Raw genomic sequence first — 21,571 nt, forward strand, 5'->3', positions numbered from 1 at the left:
TTTAAAGTCGGGGAACATTACTTAACTGTGTAAGGGATCATGACAAAGAATTTTGATTTAACGTTTCATCGGGCAAAAAAGTGAAAACGTTCACAAAATAATGTGGAAATCGCTTTCAAAATCATTTATAATTATATTAGAATTACAACTTGAGAGGTGAAACAGCATGAAAGAATATATTTTTCTTCTTGAAGAACCGGTGGGTAACAAAGAAATAAAGATCATAGCATCAGGAATGACGGAAGCCTTCAAAAAAGCAAAGGAACTTCGAAAAACTATTGTCCAAGATACTAGATTAAAGGTCAATATGATTTTAAAAGGTGTTAGATATACGGATTAACCTTTGTTTAAAATAGATTGAGAGGAAAAATCCTACACATATGATCTTATTAAGATTAAGAGAAGATAAATAAAGGAGAACTCATTCGCTGGTTACGGAAATGTGTTCTCCTTTAAATTTATATTTTTAAATAATGATTGATAAAACGGGAAAATACCGTGAAACTTACGTTTTATTATAATAATCAATGGCTTGTTGGTAATCTTCCTGAGTATCTACATCCATGATTACCCCCTGGTCATCTACACAGAGGTACTCCTTATTGAAACCATTGAGCACCATACGCAAATTACTTTCCGGATCGGTTTCGAAAATTTTTTGTTTTACTATTCTTGATAATTTAATAGGGTGACCACCTTTATAATGAAAGCTAGGAATCACAACATCCCCTTTGTGTTCCGCTAGCAGCTGAATTGTCTCCCTTTTAACAAGCGGACAATCTCCGGGTGTCATAAAGAAGGTTGGGACATTTACCTCGGTGCATCCCTTTTGGATGGAGCTGAACATTCCTTGGTTAAAGTTTTCATTGTAAACAAACTTTAACTGAAATGAATAACAATTTTTTTTATTGATTTTTTCGATTTCCTCTTTAATAAACTCAGCATGAAACCCAGCTACGACGATGACTCTGCTGCATACTCCTTCAAATTTAGAAATCGTATACTCCAACACAGTCTTTTGCCCGAGAGGCAACATCATTTTAAATGCATTCGCGCGACTGGAATATCCAGCAGCTAAGACGATTGCTTCCATTATACTCACCTCGCTATGGCCATGGGGACGGTTCCAGTGGATCTACCTTTTGTTTAATCAAGCCAAGAGAAACTGTCCCTCTGGAGTTTTCCATTATTTTATCATTAACACTTTTAGTCTGCCTAAGATTATTTCTTATTTGGGTTACAGGGAGCTTTTTGCTATTATTGAACATAGGTAATACCAAGGAGGAAGTGGAATGAACAACGTAAACGAATTATTTCGTGATAGAGTAGGTATCGCTCAAGATAAAAAAATCACGTTTGAATATTTAGATACAGTACTTGAAAAAACTGCAAAGACCATTCCTTTTGAGAATTTATGTATTATCGAAAAAAGAACGAAGGAAATTACAAAAGAAAATTTAACGAGTAAATTACTTCAACAAAACGAAGGCGGGCTTTGTTACGAACTTAATACAATTCTTTTCCTTTTCTTGTCCGAAAATGGCTTTAACCCCTCCCTAGTCCGCGGAGTCACTTATAATCATATGAATCAACAATGGAGTGGGACTGGGAATACTCATGTGCTCAATCTTATTGCTCATAATGGGCAGATCTATCTTGTTGATACTGGTTTCGGAGGGAATTTACCATTAAAACCTATTCCGTTAAGCGGAGAGACTGTTGCCTCTAGTAATGGAGAATTTAGAGTGGAACGAGCAGACAGGGAACATGGAGATTATATTTTGTATCTGAAATTAAATAGCAAAGATGAGGATTGGAAAATAGGTTACGCTTTTAATTCAAAAGAGTCGATTCAAAATATATCTGAATTAAATGAAGTTCAAAGAATTATCGTGGAACATCCTGAATCTGCATTTAATAAGAAACCTTTAATCACAAAGATAACAGATAAAGGAAACATAACATTAACTGACACTTCGTTTATACAATGGATCGATCGTACATTGAATAAGGAAAACATCGATGAAAAACGATTCAATGAAATAAGAAAAGACTATTTTAAACTTTAAGAACCGCCCCCATGGAGTCTTGAGTTCTACAAAAATAGCAAAGGATTACGATTATAATGGTACATAACAATAAACACATTGATGAAATACTGGCACATTACTTTCCGGCAGGCAGCTGGGTATCAAGGGTTGGTCAAAGTGGTGCAAACAATACGACCCGATTTGTTCGTGTTGATCATGAACAATATGTACTCCGCGTTTACGAAACCCATCAGGATGTAGATAAGGTGAAGTATGAACATGCTATTTTAGTTGCTTTAGCAGAAATGCCTCTACCTTTTTCTATACCCAAGCCCATCCAAACAAGGAATGGAAAAACGTTTGTTCGAACAAGGGATGGAAAGATTGCCGGTTTATTTCGGTACTTGGATGGTGTAAACCCTGCTCTGGAAAAATTGGAAGAAATTCATTCCTATGGGAGAACTGCTGGTCTATGTTCAGCTTCATTAGCATATGTACAAATCAATCAGCGCCCTGCCTACCGACCATATTATGAGATTGATAGTACTCATCCTAGTTGTTCTTTACAGGATGTATTAAACTTTTGCAAAAAACCTCCTAGCGAATTTTCAGAACAGACACCAGATTTACTAGTTATTTATAAACAGCTGATTTCTTTTATGGAGCAAGTTCCAACATTAAGACAATTGCCACATCAGCTTGTCCACGGCGATATGAACGCGTCCAACATTCTTGTCAATGAAGATGGTATTGTGTCAGCTGTTCTCGATTTTGAATTTGTTACAAACGATTTACGGGTGATGGAGCTGGCTGTTTGCTTATCAGACTTCATCCAACCTAGCGAAGAAGCAACCACTACTTGGGCAAATATTCATTCATTTCTTTCCGGTTATGGGCAATCACTAAAATTAACAGAAGCTGAAATTGAAGCTGTTCCCACCCTCATCCAACTGAGGAGTCTCGACGTATTCATTCATTTTTTTGGTCGTTATTTGGATCAGGTCAGCTCCCTTGACATTGTTAAGGAATATATTCAAAAGTGTGCGATACGATGTAATTGGATTATGGATAATAAAAACAAGCTGATCACCTTATGTACTGATAATATGTTAGATGTAAAGTAGTTAAAAACCTGAAAACTATGTGGACGGTTCTATCGATCAACCTTTTTGTTTAAGCTAAACCATTAGAACCGTCCACATGGAACCCTATGTCCACTTCAATATTGATTGAAACAATATTCCCACAGCAAAAAGCAGCAGCATGAAATGTATGTAGTTTAATCTGCGCTTTCGTTTATTTTTAAGAAATATCCATATCCAAAGAATAGCTAAAACGATATGAATCAAGTCCAGTACATGTTCATCTCCTGCCATTAGTACCATCTCCTATGAACAATGATCCTCAACTCATGCAAATACAATCGTTTTATTACCATGAACTAGTACTTTATCTTCTACATGCCAGGAAACGGCTTCGGCGAGAACTCTCTTTTCCACATGACGTCCCGCGGTCTTTAAATCCGCTGCTGTATAGCGGTGATTAATACGCTGGACATCTTGCTCGATTATCGGTCCTTCATCAAGATCATTCGTTACATAATGTGCGGTGGCTCCTATTAACTTGACCCCGCGGTTAAACGCTCTTACATAAGGGTTTGCTCCAACAAAAGCAGGTAAAAAAGAGTGATGAATGTTAATGATTTGTTTTGGATAATGGGAAATGAATTTAGGAGAAAGAATCTGCATATACCTGGCCAAAACAATAAAATCCACTTTTCCTTTTAACAATTCTAAGGCTTTCTGTTCGGCCTCTTCTTTCGAATCTTGTGACAGCGGGATATGATAAAAAGGGATGCCATACCCCTCAACCATCTCTTTTAAATCAGGATGATTGCTGATTACCATTGGGATATCCACAGGAATTTCATTCGATTTCCACCGCCAAATAAGCTCAGTGAGACAGTGGTCTGCTTTGGAAACAAAAATGGCCATTCGCTTCCTTCTTTCGTTACTGCTCAACTGCCAATCTAACGCATAATCTCGAGCCAGCACCTCGAGATCATTTTCAATTTTTTCATAAGTAGAATCATATTCTTCCAAATCAAACTCAATCCGCATAAAGAATATACCTGCTTGTGGATCGGTTGTATGTTGATCAAAATGTACAATATTGGCTTTGTGTTCTAATAAAAAATTGGTTACAGTCGAGATAATCCCTGGCTTTTCTGGACAAGAGATTAATAATTTTGCACGGTTCGGCTTTACTTTTGTGTTCATTGCTTTCCTCCATTTTTCGGTTATGATTTAGGCATGAATTGCCTTTCCATCTACGGCAAGGGCCGCTTCACCAATTGCTTCAGCCAAGGTCGGGTGGGGATGAATCGTATGAGCAATATCCATGGCGGTTGCGTTTAATACACGAGCGAGACCCACTTCCGTAATCATATCCGTTACATGCGGACCTACCATATGAGCTCCTAACAGTCTATTAGATCCTTCTTCAACAACCAATTTAACAAAACCATCTGATTCACCAAAAACCAAAGCCTTTCCAATGGCACGGAATGAAAACTTACCAGTTTTTACTTGATACCCTTTTCCCTTTGCTTCCTCTTCTGTTAGCCCAACACTCGCTACTTCTGGGCTGCTGTATACACATTTTGAAACAAGAGTCGAATCAAGTGGTCCAGGGTTTTCCCCAGCCATATGTTCAATCGCAATCATTCCTTCATGTGAGGCTACATGCGCAAGCTGCAAGCCGCCTATCACATCACCAATCGCGTAAATGTTTGGTTCATTGGTTTGATAAAATTCATTTGTTTTAATAAACTCACGATTGAAATCTATAGTGGTATTTTCCAGCCCAAGGCCTTCTGTATTCGGTAATCGTCCAACGGATACTAAAAGTTTATCAGCAGAAAATGACGTTTCTTTTCCTTTATGTTCCGCCTTAATCGAAACACCGTCACCTTTTTCTAGAGTCTCAGGCAGCACCTTTGCACTAGTAACAATTTTTACGCCTTTTTTCTTCATTAAACGCTGGATTTCTTTTGATACATCTTGATCCTCAGTCGGTAAGATACGATCAGCATATTCAAGTACGGTTACTTGTAATCCGAAGTCCACGAGCATGGATGCCCATTCGATTCCAATCACACCGCCTCCAACAATGATAATAGAAGTTGGAAGTGTCTCTATTTTCAAGGCTTCGTCCGATGTCATCACATAGCTTTCATCTACTTCTAGTCCCGGAAGTGTTCTTGGGCGAGAGCCTGTTGCAATCAAAATATTCCGTGGGCTTAAAATGATTTCATCTTCATCATTGTTCAATTCCACTAAAACATCTTTTGACTGCAAGATACTGCCTTTCCCCTCATAAACATCGATCTTTCCTTTTTTCATCAAATAGTGGACACCTTTAAAAAGCTGTTCCGTAATTTCTTCTTTTCGTGCCTGTACTTTTGAAAAATCAAGTCTAACTTCTGGTGCAATGACACCATACTTTTCTACTTTTTTAGTTTGGGCGTACACTTCTGCGCTTCTTAGTAAAGCCTTGCTAGGGATACAACCAGCATGAAGACATGTTCCTCCAATTTTTCCTTTTTCAATAACCGCCGCTTTTAATCCTAATTGTGAAGCGCGAATAGCAGCCACGTATCCGCCTGTTCCACCGCCGATAATTACAACATCATATTCTTTTGTCATGTTCGTATCCCCTTCTATCAAAATATGTATTTATATCTTAGGAAAACTTAGATTATTAGTCCCAACAGGGGCTACATAAATTCATAGCTGCAAAACTATTAATCTATTTCAATTGCACATGCACTAGAGGAGAAGCTTTCTCCAACTAGAAAACCGTTTACGTCATTATAATCAATATGTGTTACTTCATCTAAATAACGTTTTGTAAAACGATCCAGTCGAATCTGAATCCCTTCCATCTCAATGATAAAATCGTTTCGTCGTGGTTCATCAAATACAAGGGAAAACTTAACAGTCACACCGCAGCCGCCAGCGACTTCAGCGTCAATCCGGGGAGTTCGCTCTCCATTGACAACCATTTCCTTTAGCTTATTCATCGCCGATTCTGTCATTTTTATCAACATAGGAACTCACTCCTCCTTATTCGCTATTTTACATGGATGACACATTCGCTTTTGCTGCATTGACCTGTTCATCAGCATGATAAGAGGAGCGAACGAGCGGACCTGCTTCACAGTGGCTAAAGCCTTTTGACATGGCAATGATCTTTAGTTCTTCAAACTCTTGTGGACTCCAATATTTTTGGACTTTTAAATGATGTTTGGTTGGCTGCAAATATTGACCGATTGTCATAATATCTACATGGTTTGCACGAAGATCATCCATCGTTTCGATAATTTCTTCCTTTGTTTCTCCTAGACCAATCATAATGCTTGATTTTGTTGGAATCGCAGCATTCATTTGTTTTGCACGTCTTAAAAATTCAAGGGAACGTTCGTATGTGGCACGTGCACGAATTTTTGGTGACAAACGTTTCACTGTCTCAATATTGTGATTTAAAATGTCTGGCCCGGCATCCATTAATGTTTTTAAGTTGTCATATTCACCCTTCATATCGGACGGGAGGACTTCAATACTGCAAAATGGATTGCGTCGTCTTACGGCACGTATTGTTTCTGCAAAAATTCCTGCCCCGCCATCTTTTAAATCATCACGAGCAACAGCAGTAACTACTACATGCTTTAGACCCATCTTTTCCACTGACTCCGCTACACGTTCTGGTTCATCCCAATCAAGTTCTGTCGGAAGACCTGTTTGAACCGCACAGAAACGGCAGGCGCGGGTACATATACTTCCTAAAATCATAAAGGTTGCAGTTTTGCGTACCGCCCAGCATTCATGAATGTTTGGACATTTCGCTTCTTCGCAGACTGTATGAAGCTTTTTTTCACGCATCATTTTTTTTAAGCCTGTATACTCTTCATTCGTATTTAATTTTATTTTTAGCCATTCTGGTTTGCGAACATAATCATTCTTCATATTTTCCACTCCTATGAACAGTCATGAAGCTTTTGGGTTTTATTTAAAACCACCAAGAATGATTAGTGAGATGATAGAAGTTCTCTTCATTCCTAGTGGTTCATATTTTAGGACATTACGGTTTCTTTATTTACTGCTTTTTCTTTTATATATCGCAAGATTGGTTGTCTAGCAGCCTGTACTTCATCTAATCGGCCAATTACCGTAGTATGTGGTGCATCCAATACGACACCTGGATTTTCTTCCACTTCTTTTGCAATTTGAATCATGACATCACAAAAAGCATCCAATGTTTCTTTTGACTCTGTTTCAGTTGGTTCAATCATCAAACATTCCTCAACATTAAGCGGGAAATAGATAGTAGGTGGATGGTAGCCAAAATCCAGCAGACGTTTGGCCATATCTAGAGTTCTGACACCAAGCTTTTTCTGTCTTGAACCAGATAACACAAATTCATGCTTACAAATTTGCGAATAAGGTGCATCAAAATATGGTTCGAGTTTTTTGCGCATATAATTCGCATGAAGTACTGCACTTTCCGATACTTGACGTAACCCCTCTGGCCCCATGGTTCGAATATAGGTATACGCTCGTAAGAGAATACCAAAGTTTCCATAATATCCTTTCACACGGCCAATCGAAAGCGGTTGGTTATAGTCTAGTACATATACTTCATTTACCTTCTCCACACGCGGGACTGGTAAAAACGGAATCAATTTCTCTTTCACACCGACTGGGCCAGCACCTGGTCCGCCCCCGCCATGGGGTGTGGTAAAGGTTTTATGAAGATTTAAATGCACAATGTCAAAGCCCATTTGTCCAGGAGTTGTTTTCCCTAAGATGGCATTCGCATTCGCTCCATCATAGTATAGTAAGCCGCCTGCTTCATGAACAACCTTGGCAATCTCTACGATTTCTTTTTCAAATAGACCGAGAGTATTTGGGTTTGTCAGCATTAATGCAGCTGTATTTTCATCGACATGTTTCTTTAATTCTTCTAAATCGACTAGCCCATGCTCATTGGATGGAATCGTAATGGTTTCAAAGCCCGCAACCGATGCACTGGCAGGGTTTGTTCCGTGTGCGGAGTCTGGAACAAGGACTTTCTTCCGTACCTCACCTTTTTGCTTATGATAGGCTTTGACCATCATTAATCCGGTCCATTCTCCTTGAGCACCTGCTGAAGGCTGTAACGTCACGGCATCCATGCCTGTAATGACAGCTAACTCTTCCTGTAATTCATATAAAACCTCTAATGCTCCTTGTACCGTTTCAACTGGCTGGTATGGATGAATACGGCTAAACCCTTCCAAACGTGCTACGTCTTCATTTATTTTCGGATTATACTTCATCGTACAAGAGCCAAGTGGATAGAAACCATTATCTATCCCATGGTTTTTATTCGAGAGCGCCGTGTAATGTCTGACAAGCTGTAACTCTGATACTTCTGGGAGTTCTGCTGGCAGGTCACGAATCAAATGTCTCGGAAGTTTATCATTTAAATTAACATGATCAACATCACTCTCTGGAAGGCTTGAACCAACACGTCCCTCACGACTGATTTCAAAAATTAGATCATTATATTCAACCATTTACAGCTGCCTCCAATACTTCGATAAATTGGTCAATCTCTTCTTTTGTCCGCTGCTCTGTTACTGCTATCAGCATTTGATTTTCTAAGCCGTAATCATTTCCTAAATCAAACCCGCCGATGATACCTGCCTCAAGGAGTTTTGAATTGACTTCCTTTACTGGGCGAGGAAGCTTGACAACAAATTCATTAAAGAATGGAGCCTTATTTATAATGGTAAAGCCTTTTTTATCTAGCGATTTTGCCATGTAATCGGCTTTTTCAACGTTTAGCTGCGCCATCTGACGAATTCCTTGCTTTCCAAGTGCACTCATACAAACGGCAGAAGCAAGTGCATTTAATGCTTGGTTTGAACAAATATTAGACGATGCTTTATCTCGGCGAATATGCTGCTCACGTGCTTGCAGGGTTAATACAAATCCGCGCTGACCTTTTTCGTCACGCGTTTGCCCTACAATTCGTCCAGGGATTTTTCGCATGAATTTCTTGCTTACTGAAAAATAACCGCAGTGCGGGCCGCCGAAGGACATTGGAATTCCTAATGGCTGCATATCCCCGATCACGATATCAGCTCCCAGTATTCCAGGAGATTGCAAGAGTGCTAGAGCCAATGGATTGGCGCTAACAATTAAAAGCGCTCCTTTTGTATCAGCGATATTCTTAATTTCTGCTAGATCCTCAATCGAACCGAAAAAGTTTGGGTATTGAACAATAACAGCAGCTGTGTTTTTATCAATTTGTCCTTGCAGCTGTACTAAGCTTGTTTCATCATCAGTTAGATTTACGTCCTCAACGATATACCCTTGACCATCTGCTACCGTATTTAGGATCGCACGTGATTCAGGATGAACTGCCTTCGACACAAGCACTTTGGACCGTCGTGTCGACGCAACAGCGAGGGAAGCAGCTTCTGCAAGAGATGTAAAGCCGTCGTACATCGAAGAATTGGCGACATCCATTCCTGTCAGTTCACAAACCATCGTTTGAAATTCAAAGATTGCTTGTAGTTCACCTTGGCTAATTTCCGGTTGGTAAGGTGTATAGGCTGTGTAAAATTCGGAACGTGATATCATGTGATTGACCACACTGGGTATGTAGTGATCATAGGTTCCCGCACCAAGGAAGGTCGGGTAATGATTCGCATTTTTATTTTTAGAAGCAAGCTGATTCATTTTTTTTGAAAGGAGTGATTCAGGCACAGCCTTTGGGATATTGAGCTCCGATTTTAGTTGTATTTCTGCTGGAATATCTTCAAATAATTCGTCTATTGAAGTGATATTTAAAAACGAAAGCATTTCCTCTTGATCTTGTTTCGTATCAGGGAGGTATCGATAAGTGGAAGTCATTTTATTCCTCTCCTTCATTAATAAATGCTTGGTACGCCTCTTCATTTAAAAGTGAGTCCAATTCTTCTGGATTTGACATTTCCACTTCTATTAACCAGCCTGCTTCAAATGGGTGCTCGTTAATCGTCTCAGGGGCGTCTCCTAACTCTTCGTTTACCAAAACAACCGTGCCTGATACAGGAGAGTATAGGTCAGATACTGCTTTTACGGATTCGATGGTTCCCATTGATTCATTCGCTGTTACTTCATCATCCACTTCTGGGGTTTCTACGAAGACGATATCTCCTAATTGCTTTTGTGCAAAATCAGAAATTCCAATTCGTACTCGATTTCCGTCTAATTGTAATACCCACTCATGTTCTTTGCTATATAGTAAAGTTGCTGTTGCTTTCGTCATTATTTCTCTTCCTTCCAATTTTTATTTACTTTCGTAATGCCTATCTGCTCATGCAAACTAAAACTCTATGACTCTATTATCCCTTTTTATAGAAAGGTGTTTTAACCACAACCGCTTCAATCAACTTATTACGGATTTCCACTTTCAATGGTGTTCCCACTTCAGTATGTTCAGCTGCAATAAGTGCAAGACCAATACTTTTCTTTAATGATGGTGATTGGGTTCCAGATGTTACTACACCAATAGCCTCTCCATCTTCCGAAACTACTTTATACCCATGACGAGGGATTCCCCTGCCTGTTGCTTCAATTCCTACTAATTTTCGCTTTAATCCGGCTTCTTTTTGTGCTAATAGTGCGTATTTACCGATAAAATCATTCACTTTGTTCGTTTTTACTGCAAAGCCGATTCCCGCTTCAAGAGGACTTATATCAGGCAATAACTCTTGACCATAGAGAGCAAGACGTGCTTCTAAACGTAGGGTGTCACGTGCACCTAGACCGCATGGCTTTAAGCCATCATCACTTCCAACTTCTAAAAGCTTTACCCAGAGTGCTTCCGCTTGAGAAGCAGATAAATAAAGCTCAAAACCATCTTCCCCTGTATAACCAGTGCGAGATACGAGCACATCAGTAATCCCGTCAAGGTTGACATGTTGAACAAATCTAAAAGAGCCAATTTTCGATAAATCGGTTTCTGTTAACTTTTGTAAAACACCTTCAGCATTGGGACCCTGGATGGCAATCTGCGCAACCTCATTCGAAATATTTTGGAGCGCCATCTCTCCTTTTGCATGCTGCTGCATCCATTCGAAATCCTTCTCAATGTTTGCCGCATTAATGACTAGTAAATATTTTTCATTGTCTAATTTGTACACTAATAAATCATCAACCGTTCCGCCGTCTGGATAGCACATTGCAGTATATTGTGCTTGATTGATGTCAAGCTTTGTTACATCGTTCGTGCATAGGTAGTTGATGTAACGCTCTGCATCTTTTCCTACAACAAGTACTTCACCCATATGAGAGACATCAAAAAGTCCTGCTTTTGTTCGGACCGACTCGTGCTCATCTAAAATGCTAGAAAACTGAACTGGCAGTGCCCAGCCTCCAAAATCTATCACCTTCGCACCAAACTTTCCATAAACTTCAAAAAGTGGCGTTTGCTTTAATGCTGTTGCCATACCCATTGAGATATCTCCTCCTTAAGATTTCTTACAAAATAGTCGTTCCTTCACCTGTTTACCTGTTTCTGTCGTTGCTAGACCTCCAAGCGCTGTTTCCCGAAGTGTCCGAGGCATATCTTTTCCGATTCGATACATTGCTTCAATCACTTCATCACATGGTATGCGGCTTTCAATCCCAGCCAGCGACATATCAGCCGCTGAAAAAGCGATGGAGGTTCCGATTACATTACGCTTAATGCAAGGCACTTCAACAAGACCTGCGACTGGATCACAAACTAATCCTAAGAGTGACTTCATGGCAATGGCAGTCGCATTCACAGCCTGCTGTGGCGTGCCGCCTTTTAACTCTACAATGGTTCCAGCTGCCATAGCTGTTGCAGATCCTACCTCTGCTTGACAGCCCCCCGCTGCCCCAGAGATGAATGAACGATTTGCAATGACAAACCCGAGCATGCTTGCTGTGAATAAGCCCATGACTAAATTTTTATAGGGGGTGCCATCATTTTTATGAAGCGAAAACAATACACCAGGCAATATGCCGGCAGCCCCAGCAGTTGGAGTGGCAACAATAACCCCCATCCGTGCATTGTTTTCAGAAGTTGCCAATGAAAAGCTCATTGCATTGCTGACATAATTTCCAGACAGAGATTTCCCTTGCTGTACGTAATCAACCATTTTCACGGCATCACCGCCAGAAATTCCACTTGGTGCGGTTGAAGCGTCTTTTATACCGCTATCAACGGCTTCTTTCATTTTGATCAAGCGCTCTTCCATCATGCTAATAATGGTTTCTTTGTCTCGTCCTGATTTTTCTATTTCCATCATCAGCATGATTTCACCAATGGTTTTTTGTTCTCTTTCACAAACCTCAATCAGCTCTTTCATCGACTGTATCTTCATCCTATTGCCTCCATCAGTACTTTCCCTCTTGGTTGATAAGAACGAGCAAGGACCGTAAAGTCATCGCCTGCACTTAAACGAATATCTACCATCTTCTCGTTAATCATAAAAATCTTGGATAAGCCGCCGCCAAGTGACGCACCGCCTACCTTTACAAGACGATCGTCGTGTTTCACTGTTACCATAGTTGTATTTGGATGATCATAGTACTCACAGCTTTCAGCAAATTCGAATTTGTACTCCATCCCAACCTCTTTTGCCCACTCCAATGAGTGTTTAATGCGTGTATCATCGGTATCCATCCCAAGCAATCCGCCAAGAAGTGCTTTATCTGTTCCATGTCCTTGGTAGGTTTCAGCAAAGGAATCATAAAATACAATATTGACCTCTTGCGGATAATCTCCTACCAGTTCATAAATAAATTTCCCGATGGATACGACTCCTGCTGTATGTGAACTCGACGGTCCCACCATAATAGGACCAATAATGTCAAAACAACTCTGAAATTCCATCCTCATGCTCCCTTCTTAAACTGTGATTGCCTGTTGAAATAACGGATAGCCACTACAGATTGCTTTGGTAGTTTCTTTTGCTTTCTCAAGAACTGCTTCGTCCCCTTTACTTTTCAGAACAGCTGCGATTACTTCCCCGATTTTCACCATTTCATCCTGCTTCATACCACGTGTCGTTAAAGCCGCAGTTCCCATGCGGATACCACTTGTAACAAAAGGCTTTTCAGGATCATAAGGAATCGTATTTTTATTGACCGTAATACCGGCTTCTTCTAATAATTTTTCTGCTACTTTTCCAGTTAAATTCCATGGACGTAAATCTAAAAGGACAATATGATTATCGGTTCCGCCGGAAACAAGCGCTGCGCCATGTTTTTTTAATGTTTCTCCTAATGCTGCAGCATTTTCAATGACTTGTTTCGCATAATCCTTAAAGCTTGGCTGCAATGCTTCGTTGAATGCAACTGCCTTAGCTGCAATAATATGCATCAGCGGACCGCCTTGAATTCCTGGAAACACGGATTTATTAAGGGCTTTTATCATCTCTTCATCATTTGTTAAAATAATGCCGCCGCGCGGTCCTCGGAGCGTCTTATGCGTAGTGCTCGTTACAACATCTGCATAAGGAACTGGTGATGGGTGAAGACCAGCTGCAACTAGTCCTGCGATATGCGCCATATCTACCATAAACTTCGCGCCAACTTGATCCGCAATTTGTCTAAACCGTGCAAAATCAATCGTTCTAGGGTAAGCACTGGTACCTGCAATGATCAATTTCGGTTTTTCTTTTTTCGCAATTGCTTCCAGTTCATCGTAATCAATCAATTGAGTATCTTCTCTGACACCATAGGACACTACTTCAAACCATTTTCCTGAAACACTTACAGGACTTCCGTGCGTTAAGTGCCCGCCATGTGAGAGGTTCATCCCCATCACTTTATCACCGGGTTGAAGGAGAGCGAAAAATACAGCGAAGTTTGCCTGGGCACCTGAGTGAGGCTGGACATTGGCATATTTAGCACCAAACAGTTGAGTTAGGCGGTCAATGGCAACTTGTTCTGCCACATCGACAAATTCACAGCCTCCGTAGTAACGCTTCCCTGGATAGCCTTCTGCATATTTGTTCGTCAACACACTACCCATTGCTTCTAAAACTTCCTGGCTTACAAAGTTTTCAGAAGCAATTAGTTCCAACGTTTGATGCTGACGCTGCTGCTCTTTCTGGATTGCTTCAAAAATAGTGGAATCATTTTGTTGTAAACTCATTCCCGTTTCCCCCTTGATTGTTGTATTGGCTACCTCTTCTGTGATCAGAACCTATTTTTTTGCACGCAAAAAAGGACAGAAAAGGGTAGCACTAGGCTTTCTTCTACCCTTCTCTGTCCTTTTACCTGAGAGTTTAAGTCCGTTTAAGAACCTTCCCCTTTGGTGGCATATAACGAATATGCGCTCTCCAGAGTTGCGTCCAATTGTGGTTCCATCTACCTGAGAGATTAATTCCAAGGGTCTTTTTGGAACTTGCTCCTTCGGTGGCGTGTAAACTTGCACTCTCCCACAACCATCTTCCGCTTATTAATTTTTATTATTTTCAGAATAATAGTAACAGGAATCTACGTCAAGCTTTTTTTGAAAGCGGAAACATTATTTTTTTTAGTTATCGCTTAATTTCTGCTAAATTTTGTTGATTCTCCTGTTCTGCATAATCCGTCTTTGTTATCATCATCTTATAAATCGCTATCAGCATGATAAACCAAACAGGTGTTACGAACAAGGCGATACGAGTATCTTCTGCAAGCCCAAGTACAACCAGCACGAACGCAAGGAAAACAAGAATTAAGTAATTGGAAAATGGATAAAGCGGCAATTTAAATTTGTTCACTTTCGCTAGATCCGGTCTGGTTTTTCTGTATTTTAAATGGCTGATGACAGTAATTCCCCAAATAAAGATGAAACATACTGTAGAAATACTTGTAATCAGCGTAAATACTCCCTCAGGCATAACATAGTTCAAGATTACGGCAACTAGAATGACAACAGTGGAGAAGAACAATGCATTGGACGGTACTTTACGAGAATCAAGTTTTGCTAATGGTACAGGTGCATTTTTATCTTTTGCAAGAGAGTATACCATCCGGCTTGTACTGAAGATTGCGCTGTTACAGGCCGACGCTGCTGAGGTTAGGACGACAAAATTGACGATACCAGCTGCTGCTGCAATTCCAACCGCCACAAAGACTTGGACAAATGGACTTTTCGCAGGATCAATCGCATTCCACGGATAAATACTCATGATGACAATGAGGGCGCCAATGTAGAAAATCAATACTCTTATAGGGATATTATTTATTGCTTTAGGAATTACTTTCTCGGGGTTTTCTGTTTCACCTGCAGTAAGTCCTACAAGTTCAATGCCAACAAACGCAAACACTACCATTTGGAATGACAGAATAAAACCATTTATGCCATTTGGGAACATTCCGCCGTGGCTCCAAAGATTGGTAAAACTGGATGCACCGGAATTTGTTGAGAAGCCTTTAATAATCATGAATATTCCGATAACAATTAGCGCAAGAATCGCAATTACTTTAATTAATGCGAACCAGAATTCCATTTCGCCAAAAAGCTTTACGGTTGCAAGATTCATAAGAAGCAAAACGACTAGTGCAATTAACCCAGGCATCCACTGTGGTACATCAGGAAACCAAAATTGGGTATAGAGACCCACTGCTGTTAAATCGGCCATTGCGATTGAAATCCAGCAAAACCAGTAGGTCCAGCCCGTAATAAAGGCCGCCATATTCCCCAAATAGTCTCTAACAAAGTCCACAAAAGAATGATATTTTAAGTTGGATAAAAGCAATTCTCCAAGTGCGCGCATGATTAAAAAGCAAATGGCACCTGTAATCAAGTACGCAAATAAAATCGATGGACCTGTTAAATGAATAGATTTTCCTGCTCCTAGAAATAATCCTGTTCCAATAGCCCCGCCAATAGCGATGAGTTGAACGTGCCTGTTTTTTAAACCTCGCGACAATTTTTGTTCCTGCAAATGAATCCCCTCTTTCTTTTTTTCCAGGATAGGTAATATCCCTATCAAAGTTTAATTTACCATTAGTCAAACCGGCAGAAATAAGCGCTTACATTTTTTTAGAAAGTAAATATTTCACCTGACAAACCTTATTGGAAACCGAAAAAATGGACTCCTTAACTATTCGTTTTGTGTTCCACACCCTCCTTTTTCTGTTTTTCTCTATTTTTCTCCACAAAAAAAGGACAGAGAAAAATAGGCGTTTCCCTATTTTCCTCTGTCCTTTTACCTGAGAGTTTAACTCCTTTGGTGGCACATGGCGCTCTCCAGAGACGCGTCCTATTGTGGTCCTTTTACCTGAGAGATTGAGCCCATTTTTGGGACTTGCTCCTTCGGTGCTAAACAATGCGTTTAGTCTCTCCCACAATATTCATCCGCTAATATGAATTTAAATATATACTAGTCTATCAATATCAAGATGTCAAATTAATTTTCTGAATTTAAACACTATTATAAATTCACAGTAACAAACGACCTAGAAACCTCTGCTTCTTTTTGACTATGATGGAACATCTACTGAGTTAATCTCAGTTTCTTTATTGGGTTCTTTCAAGTATTCTAAAACTCGCTGGGCCATTAGTTTGTAACCAGTTGTGTTTGGATGAAATTCATCTTCTGCCAATAAGTCCAAGGTAGTATTACTGAACAAGTCTTTTGTTGGAATATACCTTACATGATCATATTTTTCCGCAAGGGATTTTCCAGCCTCATTCCAACTGTCAATAATCATGCCCAGTTCTTTTATTTCACCAAAATGTCGTTCAAATGGATTGTAAAAACCAATTAAATAAATTTGAGTATCTGGATTCAGTTCATTGACTTTAGTAAAAATGGCCTCTAATCGCTCTATATATTTCACCCTTTCCTCTTGGAAGGGTTCCATCGTAACATTCATAAAGTTGGATTTTAATACATTCATAATGTCATTGGCGCCAATTGTGATTAAAACAATATCAGCATCTTTAATGGCGGAAGCGACGTCTTCTTTTTCCAGCCTTTTCAGTAATTGATCTGTCCGGTTTCCTTTTTTACCATAGTTTTCTACGGTTATATTAAGGTTATTATCTTCAAACGTGTGATTAAGAATTCCCACATAGCCGCCGTTCTCTGTTTCATCTCCAATACCTTCGGTGAGAGAGTCACCGATTGCGACAATCTTCTGGTCTTTCTTAAAAAAGTCCAATGCCACTTCGACAACTTCCCTGACCTTATCTTTAATATTTTCCGTAATCGGCTTGTCACTCACTTCTACCTGCGCCGTCTGTACCTCTTCTTGAGCTTTCGCAACTTCAGCTGCCCTATCTTCTGTACTTTCCGTTTGATCTCTTTTTACAGAAGCCACTGCCTTAACACTTTCAACCTGTGTTTGATTACGATCTTGCAGAAGTAAATATAGACAACCACTTAATAGTAAGATACCAATAAAAATACTCATCCACGTAACTCTTTTGTTCTTCAAATGCATCACACCTATTACTATTGTAAAATTATAATCTAACAAATAAATTTCTTGATATTATATAGTTATTCATTTTATCATGCATGGCAACATTCCGAAAGAAAACTAAGGCAGTTTATTCCTTCCATTTACCCTATATAATGGATGGATAAACATTTATAACCCCGTTCTGAAAAAGAACGGGGTTCGACTACGTTTTTAAAGTTGTTTTTAGGTGCGTCTTTCGTATTCTATTACTCTTCAACCGATGGCATTTCGTTAAAGAACGCTATATCCTCAATCGGAAGACGTGTAGTAGGATGTCCTGGCTTCATTGCTTTTCCGATCGCAATGAGCATAACCGGCACAAACTGTTCGGAAATTCCAAACGCCTCAACGAACTTCGCTTTATCGTATCCTCCCATTGGTACAGTGTCGTACCCCTTGGAACGTGCAACAAGCATGAGCTGCATCGAGATGAGGCCCCCATCGGTAAATACAATCTGGCGAGCCACTTCAGGAGATAAGCTTGAGTACATGCCAACAGTTCGTTCGATGAAGGATTTAGCCGTATCTACAGGCATAAATCCTGCCTCCACAGCCTGTCCATAAATTTTTTCGGCTTTCTTGTAGCTTTCCACATCGCCAAGTACCGCAATCACGGCAGACGCTTCGACTACTTGTTGCTGGTTAAATGCGATGGGCAAAAGCTTTTCCTTTAACTCCGGTTTATCGATGACTAGAAACCGCCATGGCTGCAGGTTCGAAGACGAAGGTGCCAACGTTGCCAGTTCAAGTATTTCAGTCATTTCTTCACGTGAAATCTGTACGCTTGGATCGTATGCACGAACAGATCGTCGTTCACGAATAACATCTAAGAACATTTGCTGTTCAATCTTTTCTATAGTTTGAAAGTTTGACATTATAATTCCTCCTAGTAACATCTTGATCGTTTTGTTCAACTCTACTATGAACATTTTAAGAAAATCTTATGAAAAAATAATAAAAAGATACATCTTCCACTAATCCTAGTACCTTACTAGGTTACCTTACTCATATTTAAAGTAATTGTCAAAAGTAATGCATTCGTAACTTAAACCATTAAATGAAGACTTAGTTCAAAAAGTAGTAGCAAATTTTTGCTTGATTCATATATATGGTAATATTAAATATTATTAGACAAGCTGGTGGTGTTGATATTGGAACCGAAATGGCTGGATTGGGCGAAACAGCTTCAATCCATTGCACAGGCGGGATTAACGTATTCAAAAGATGTTTTTGACTTGGAGAGATTTGAATTAATAAGAAATATTAGTGTTGACATTTTAGCGCATTACACAGACATGGACAGGCCAGTAATCAAAGATTTATTTGCAAGTGAAACTGGTTATGCAACTCCTAAGGTGGATATTAGGGCCGTTGTCTTTAAGGATGATAAAATTCTGATGGTCCGTGAAAATAGCGATGGGAATTGGGCATTACCTGGCGGCTGGGCTGACATAGGACATACCCCAAGTGAGGTCGCTGTTAAGGAAGTAAAAGAAGAAGCGGGATATACTGTGAAACCGATCAGAATAATAGCGGTGACCGATAAAAAGTGCCACCCACACCCTCCGTCTGCTTATCATGTTTATAAAATATTTATACAATGTGAAATAATTGGCGGGCAGCAAGCTTTTGGAATTGAGACAAGTGAAGTGAAGTTCTTTGCTGAAAACGAACTTCCATCTCTGTCTACGGCTCGGAATACGAAAACACAAATTGAGTTAGCTTTTAATTACTTAAAAGAACCCCATAAAGCCGTTTATTTTGATTAAGTTTATTAATTAAATATTTAAAAACCAAGATATATCTGAAATCCCTTAAAATACATCTTGGTTTTTTATTTTCTATTTTCTTTAAAGCTATCATACTTTATTTATTACCTTTATATTTTGGCAACTGCTTCTTAATAGATTCTCTGAATTTGCCCATATTAAAGTTTTTACCTGGACAACTTTTTCCGATACCTTTTAATTCACGATGTCCAAGAATCTGAGTAGTTGATAAATTATATTGTTTCAAAAAGAAAATGCAGAGTTTACTCAATGATTTTAGCTGCTCTATTGAGGGAGTATGAATATCAAAATTTCCAGCTAAACAAATACCAATTGATTTTTGATTATATGAATAGGCGTGTGCTCCAACATGATACCCTCTTCCTTTAATGATTTCACCATTTTCCTCAATAAAAAAATTGTAACCTATTCCACTCCATCCACGACATTCCTGATGAAATCTATGTGTCTTATTAATATCCCAACCTATTTCTTCTGTATGATGTACAATGATGTACATGACATCTTTTAAAGCAACAAGCGGTTCTTTAAATGATAAATTAATATCTTTAATCCATCCCGGTTCTTCATTCATATAGACCTCTCCTCATTACATAAGCAAATCATGATTCCTGACTTATCATCTGAACGAAGGTTTTCCCTTTTCTCATATTGTTCTAATTCCATAGAATATCCTTGAAAACCAAATGTTTGTATCTTTTTAAATGTTTCTTCGATTGAATATTTTGGATGAAAAAGGCCATCTGTTATCAATAATAATGTTTTGATTTCACTGGTATTTACTTGACCTTGCTGAATAAACTTTAAAACTTCTTCTTTTCCATTGGCTACAGCATAACCATATTCCTTATTAGCTAATGAACGATTAAAGATAAGCTGATGAGTACGATCCTGAAAATACTCCTCATCTGGAAATTTAACCCCTTGCTTTCTTTGTTCCTCTCGCCATACCTTCGCTCTATAACTTATATCTTTTACGGTATCCCTGGTTAAGGCTTTTATCGTTCCGTTTTGATACTCAGCAATGATCATACTATCACCAAGCTGTGCATAAGAAATCTTTCCTTCTTTCTTCAATCTTTATTATTGCAGCACATGTTGACCAAAGATTTTCATATTTTTCCTGATTGACCTTGTATTTTTCCATGTGTTCTCTCAACATTCTATTAGCAGCCATGATTCCTTCCACTAATGAATGGTTACTTCGGTAGAGTCCAAGGAAATAATCTTTAAATATATTAGATGCTAAATATGCACCGTTCATCCCGTTTTCATCTTTGAATGGCAGTACCGGAGTTGCCCCATCAAAAACTCCATAAACATTTATCTTTTCATTTATTACGACTGAATCTTCACTTACACTTTTATGGGGTGCAGCACTAAAAAAAGACTCAACCCTCATTGGTTTACACCTCTTTCTTAATCAAAATAAACAGTAAATCGATAAATTATATAAAGAGATTATATGATTTAATAGAAATTTGTTGTTTCTAATTTTATTAGATCTAGTTCACTTGTAAGCTATTTAGAAAAACCGACTAAATATTTAGATAAAACATAAAAAATTCGTGTTGTATCAGCTGAAAATGATAACGTTACAGTCAATTTGCCCATAAAACTTATCAAGGTAGTATTAATGGCTGGACACAGCATCGCTGCGAGTATTCCTCAATCAGAAAAATATGTAAAGGATCTTGACATAAATCTTATTATTGAAGCAATTGAAAACGAATTGGATGGCCAAATTGTTGATGTGAAGTCGGCAAACGGAGATACCGTTTCTGTCATCATTGAATAGTGGATTTGCTTATGCTGCATATAAAAGTGAAAGCAAAAGACGTTCGGTTTACCATCCCAGTTCCATATGCCATTCTAACCATTTTCATTTCAATTTTGATTTCAAAATTTTTACATCAACAAGCAAATAAATGGACAAAAGAACATTTCGAAAGAAAAAAACTTGACTTTACTATTCCGCTGATAAATAAGGAAACGCTAAAGCCAATCATCAAGGAACTGAAAAATCATAAAGGAATCGTGCTGGTAGATGTCAAAGCTAAGGATGGTACCGAGGTTAGGGTTAGACCATGAATTTTATAGAATACACCGGTCACTAACCTGCTTTTTTATTTGAAGAGGGATTTCCATTAAAGTAAAACGCGAATCACTTGATACTCAAGTGATCCGCGTTTTTGTTTTTTATGATATAGGCTGGTAT

General features: G+C 39.0%; 24 protein-coding genes, 1 pseudogene and 2 riboswitches. Of the genes and pseudogenes, 6 read left to right on the forward strand and 19 right to left on the reverse strand.

Features of this window, described 5'->3' with window-relative positions; genetic code table 11:
* The first annotated feature begins 166 nt into the window (after positions 1 to 166).
* A complete protein-coding gene (locus QFZ31_RS07425; RefSeq protein ID WP_307302119.1) occupies positions 167 to 340 on the forward strand; it encodes a hypothetical protein in 174 nt (57 codons plus the stop codon).
* Positions 341 to 505: 165 nt separating this feature from the next.
* On the opposite strand, the gene QFZ31_RS07430 is transcribed toward QFZ31_RS07425, so the two are convergent.
* Positions 506 to 1,093, reverse strand: coding sequence for a nucleotidyltransferase family protein (locus QFZ31_RS07430; protein ID WP_307302121.1), 588 nt, complete (start codon positions 1,091 to 1,093; stop codon positions 506 to 508).
* A gap of 199 nt (positions 1,094 to 1,292) precedes the next feature.
* Here QFZ31_RS07430 and QFZ31_RS07435 point away from each other — a divergent pair, with 199 nt between their 5' ends.
* Both QFZ31_RS07435 and QFZ31_RS07440 read left to right on the forward strand, forming a co-directional pair.
* The gene (locus tag QFZ31_RS07435; RefSeq protein WP_307302123.1) at positions 1,293 to 2,069 is read left to right on the forward strand and encodes an arylamine N-acetyltransferase family protein; all 777 of its coding nucleotides are present in this window, start codon (positions 1,293 to 1,295) and stop codon (positions 2,067 to 2,069) included.
* A gap of 56 nt (positions 2,070 to 2,125) precedes the next feature.
* On the forward strand, positions 2,126 to 3,154 hold the full coding sequence (locus QFZ31_RS07440) for a phosphotransferase enzyme family protein (protein ID WP_307302124.1): 1,029 nt from the start codon (positions 2,126 to 2,128) through the stop codon (positions 3,152 to 3,154).
* A gap of 84 nt (positions 3,155 to 3,238) precedes the next feature.
* On the opposite strand, the gene QFZ31_RS07445 is transcribed toward QFZ31_RS07440, so the two are convergent.
* From QFZ31_RS07445 to QFZ31_RS07515, 15 genes are all read right to left on the reverse strand, one after another.
* A complete protein-coding gene (locus QFZ31_RS07445) occupies positions 3,239 to 3,406 on the reverse strand; it encodes a hypothetical protein (protein WP_307302125.1) in 168 nt (55 codons plus the stop codon).
* Positions 3,407 to 3,439: 33 nt separating this feature from the next.
* Entirely contained in the window at positions 3,440 to 4,309 is an 870-nt protein-coding gene (gene purU, locus QFZ31_RS07450; protein ID WP_307302126.1) for a formyltetrahydrofolate deformylase, read from the reverse strand.
* A 27-nt stretch (positions 4,310 to 4,336) separates the two neighbouring features.
* Positions 4,337 to 5,737: a dihydrolipoyl dehydrogenase gene (gene lpdA / locus QFZ31_RS07455; RefSeq protein ID WP_179601164.1), complete on the reverse strand. Its 1,401-nt coding sequence runs from the start codon at positions 5,735 to 5,737 to the stop codon at positions 4,337 to 4,339.
* Positions 5,738 to 5,835: 98 nt separating this feature from the next.
* Positions 5,836 to 6,141 (reverse strand): iron-sulfur cluster biosynthesis family protein, encoded by a 306-nt coding sequence (locus QFZ31_RS07460; RefSeq protein ID WP_307302128.1) that lies wholly within the window; start codon positions 6,139 to 6,141, stop codon positions 5,836 to 5,838.
* Between the two features lie 28 nt (positions 6,142 to 6,169).
* A complete protein-coding gene (gene lipA / locus QFZ31_RS07465; RefSeq protein WP_307302129.1) occupies positions 6,170 to 7,057 on the reverse strand; it encodes a lipoyl synthase in 888 nt (295 codons plus the stop codon).
* Positions 7,058 to 7,164: 107 nt separating this feature from the next.
* Entirely contained in the window at positions 7,165 to 8,649 is a 1,485-nt protein-coding gene (gene gcvPB, locus QFZ31_RS07470; RefSeq protein WP_307302131.1) for an aminomethyl-transferring glycine dehydrogenase subunit GcvPB, read from the reverse strand.
* Positions 8,642 to 9,994 (reverse strand): aminomethyl-transferring glycine dehydrogenase subunit GcvPA, encoded by a 1,353-nt coding sequence (gene gcvPA / locus QFZ31_RS07475; RefSeq protein WP_307302132.1) that lies wholly within the window; start codon positions 9,992 to 9,994, stop codon positions 8,642 to 8,644. Before gcvPA ends, gcvPB begins: the two co-directional genes overlap by 8 nt.
* Position 9,995: 1 nt before the next feature.
* Positions 9,996 to 10,391, reverse strand: a complete 396-nt coding sequence (gene gcvH / locus QFZ31_RS07480) for a glycine cleavage system protein GcvH (RefSeq protein ID WP_307302133.1) — start codon at positions 10,389 to 10,391, stop codon at positions 9,996 to 9,998.
* 76 nt (positions 10,392 to 10,467) lie between these two features.
* A complete protein-coding gene (gene gcvT / locus QFZ31_RS07485) occupies positions 10,468 to 11,580 on the reverse strand; it encodes a glycine cleavage system aminomethyltransferase GcvT (protein WP_307302135.1) in 1,113 nt (370 codons plus the stop codon).
* Between the two features lie 15 nt (positions 11,581 to 11,595).
* Entirely contained in the window at positions 11,596 to 12,477 is an 882-nt protein-coding gene (gene sdaAA / locus QFZ31_RS07490; protein WP_179601150.1) for an L-serine ammonia-lyase, iron-sulfur-dependent, subunit alpha, read from the reverse strand.
* Positions 12,474 to 12,989: a serine dehydratase beta chain gene (locus QFZ31_RS07495; protein ID WP_307302138.1), complete on the reverse strand. Its 516-nt coding sequence runs from the start codon at positions 12,987 to 12,989 to the stop codon at positions 12,474 to 12,476. Before QFZ31_RS07495 ends, sdaAA begins: the two co-directional genes overlap by 4 nt.
* Positions 12,990 to 13,004: 15 nt before the next feature.
* Positions 13,005 to 14,255, reverse strand: a complete 1,251-nt coding sequence (gene glyA / locus QFZ31_RS07500; RefSeq protein WP_307302140.1) for a serine hydroxymethyltransferase — start codon at positions 14,253 to 14,255, stop codon at positions 13,005 to 13,007.
* 103 nt (positions 14,256 to 14,358) lie between these two features.
* Positions 14,359 to 14,456: riboswitch (glycine riboswitch) on the reverse strand.
* Positions 14,457 to 14,643: 187 nt separating this feature from the next.
* Positions 14,644 to 16,038 carry an amino acid permease gene (locus tag QFZ31_RS07505; protein WP_307302142.1) on the reverse strand — a complete coding sequence of 465 codons (1,395 nt, stop codon included), beginning with the start codon at positions 16,036 to 16,038 and terminating at the stop codon, positions 14,644 to 14,646.
* A gap of 314 nt (positions 16,039 to 16,352) precedes the next feature.
* A riboswitch (glycine riboswitch) is annotated at positions 16,353 to 16,451 on the reverse strand.
* A gap of 125 nt (positions 16,452 to 16,576) precedes the next feature.
* A complete protein-coding gene (locus QFZ31_RS07510; protein ID WP_307302143.1) occupies positions 16,577 to 17,536 on the reverse strand; it encodes an SGNH/GDSL hydrolase family protein in 960 nt (319 codons plus the stop codon).
* A 233-nt stretch (positions 17,537 to 17,769) separates the two neighbouring features.
* Positions 17,770 to 18,438 (reverse strand): nitroreductase family protein, encoded by a 669-nt coding sequence (locus QFZ31_RS07515; RefSeq protein WP_307302145.1) that lies wholly within the window; start codon positions 18,436 to 18,438, stop codon positions 17,770 to 17,772.
* A gap of 276 nt (positions 18,439 to 18,714) precedes the next feature.
* Here QFZ31_RS07515 and QFZ31_RS07520 point away from each other — a divergent pair, with 276 nt between their 5' ends.
* Positions 18,715 to 19,332, forward strand: a complete 618-nt coding sequence (locus QFZ31_RS07520; protein ID WP_307302147.1) for an NUDIX hydrolase — start codon at positions 18,715 to 18,717, stop codon at positions 19,330 to 19,332.
* A gap of 97 nt (positions 19,333 to 19,429) precedes the next feature.
* On the opposite strand, the gene QFZ31_RS07525 is transcribed toward QFZ31_RS07520, so the two are convergent.
* The 3 genes from QFZ31_RS07525 to QFZ31_RS07535 are packed head-to-tail and all read right to left on the reverse strand — an operon-like array spanning position 19,430 to position 20,755.
* Positions 19,430 to 19,927, reverse strand: coding sequence for a peptidoglycan recognition family protein (locus tag QFZ31_RS07525; RefSeq protein WP_307302148.1), 498 nt, complete (start codon positions 19,925 to 19,927; stop codon positions 19,430 to 19,432).
* Positions 19,924 to 20,430, reverse strand: coding sequence for a hypothetical protein (locus QFZ31_RS07530; RefSeq protein ID WP_307302149.1), 507 nt, complete (start codon positions 20,428 to 20,430; stop codon positions 19,924 to 19,926). The genes QFZ31_RS07525 and QFZ31_RS07530 overlap by 4 nt, the downstream gene beginning before the upstream one ends.
* Positions 20,390 to 20,755: a hypothetical protein gene (locus tag QFZ31_RS07535; protein ID WP_307302150.1), complete on the reverse strand. Its 366-nt coding sequence runs from the start codon at positions 20,753 to 20,755 to the stop codon at positions 20,390 to 20,392. Before QFZ31_RS07535 ends, QFZ31_RS07530 begins: the two co-directional genes overlap by 41 nt.
* A 96-nt stretch (positions 20,756 to 20,851) precedes the next feature.
* Between QFZ31_RS07535 and QFZ31_RS07540 the strand changes: the two are divergent.
* Together QFZ31_RS07540 and QFZ31_RS07545 are read left to right on the forward strand one after the other, a co-directional pair.
* Positions 20,852 to 21,151: pseudogene (locus QFZ31_RS07540) on the forward strand (hypothetical protein).
* A gap of 11 nt (positions 21,152 to 21,162) precedes the next feature.
* On the forward strand, positions 21,163 to 21,444 hold the full coding sequence (locus QFZ31_RS07545) for a hypothetical protein (RefSeq protein WP_307302152.1): 282 nt from the start codon (positions 21,163 to 21,165) through the stop codon (positions 21,442 to 21,444).
* Positions 21,445 to 21,571: the final 127 nt, after the last annotated feature.

It is taken from the genome of Neobacillus niacini (assembly GCF_030817595.1).
GTDB lineage: Bacteria > Bacillota > Bacilli > Bacillales > Cytobacillaceae > Neobacillus > Neobacillus niacini_G.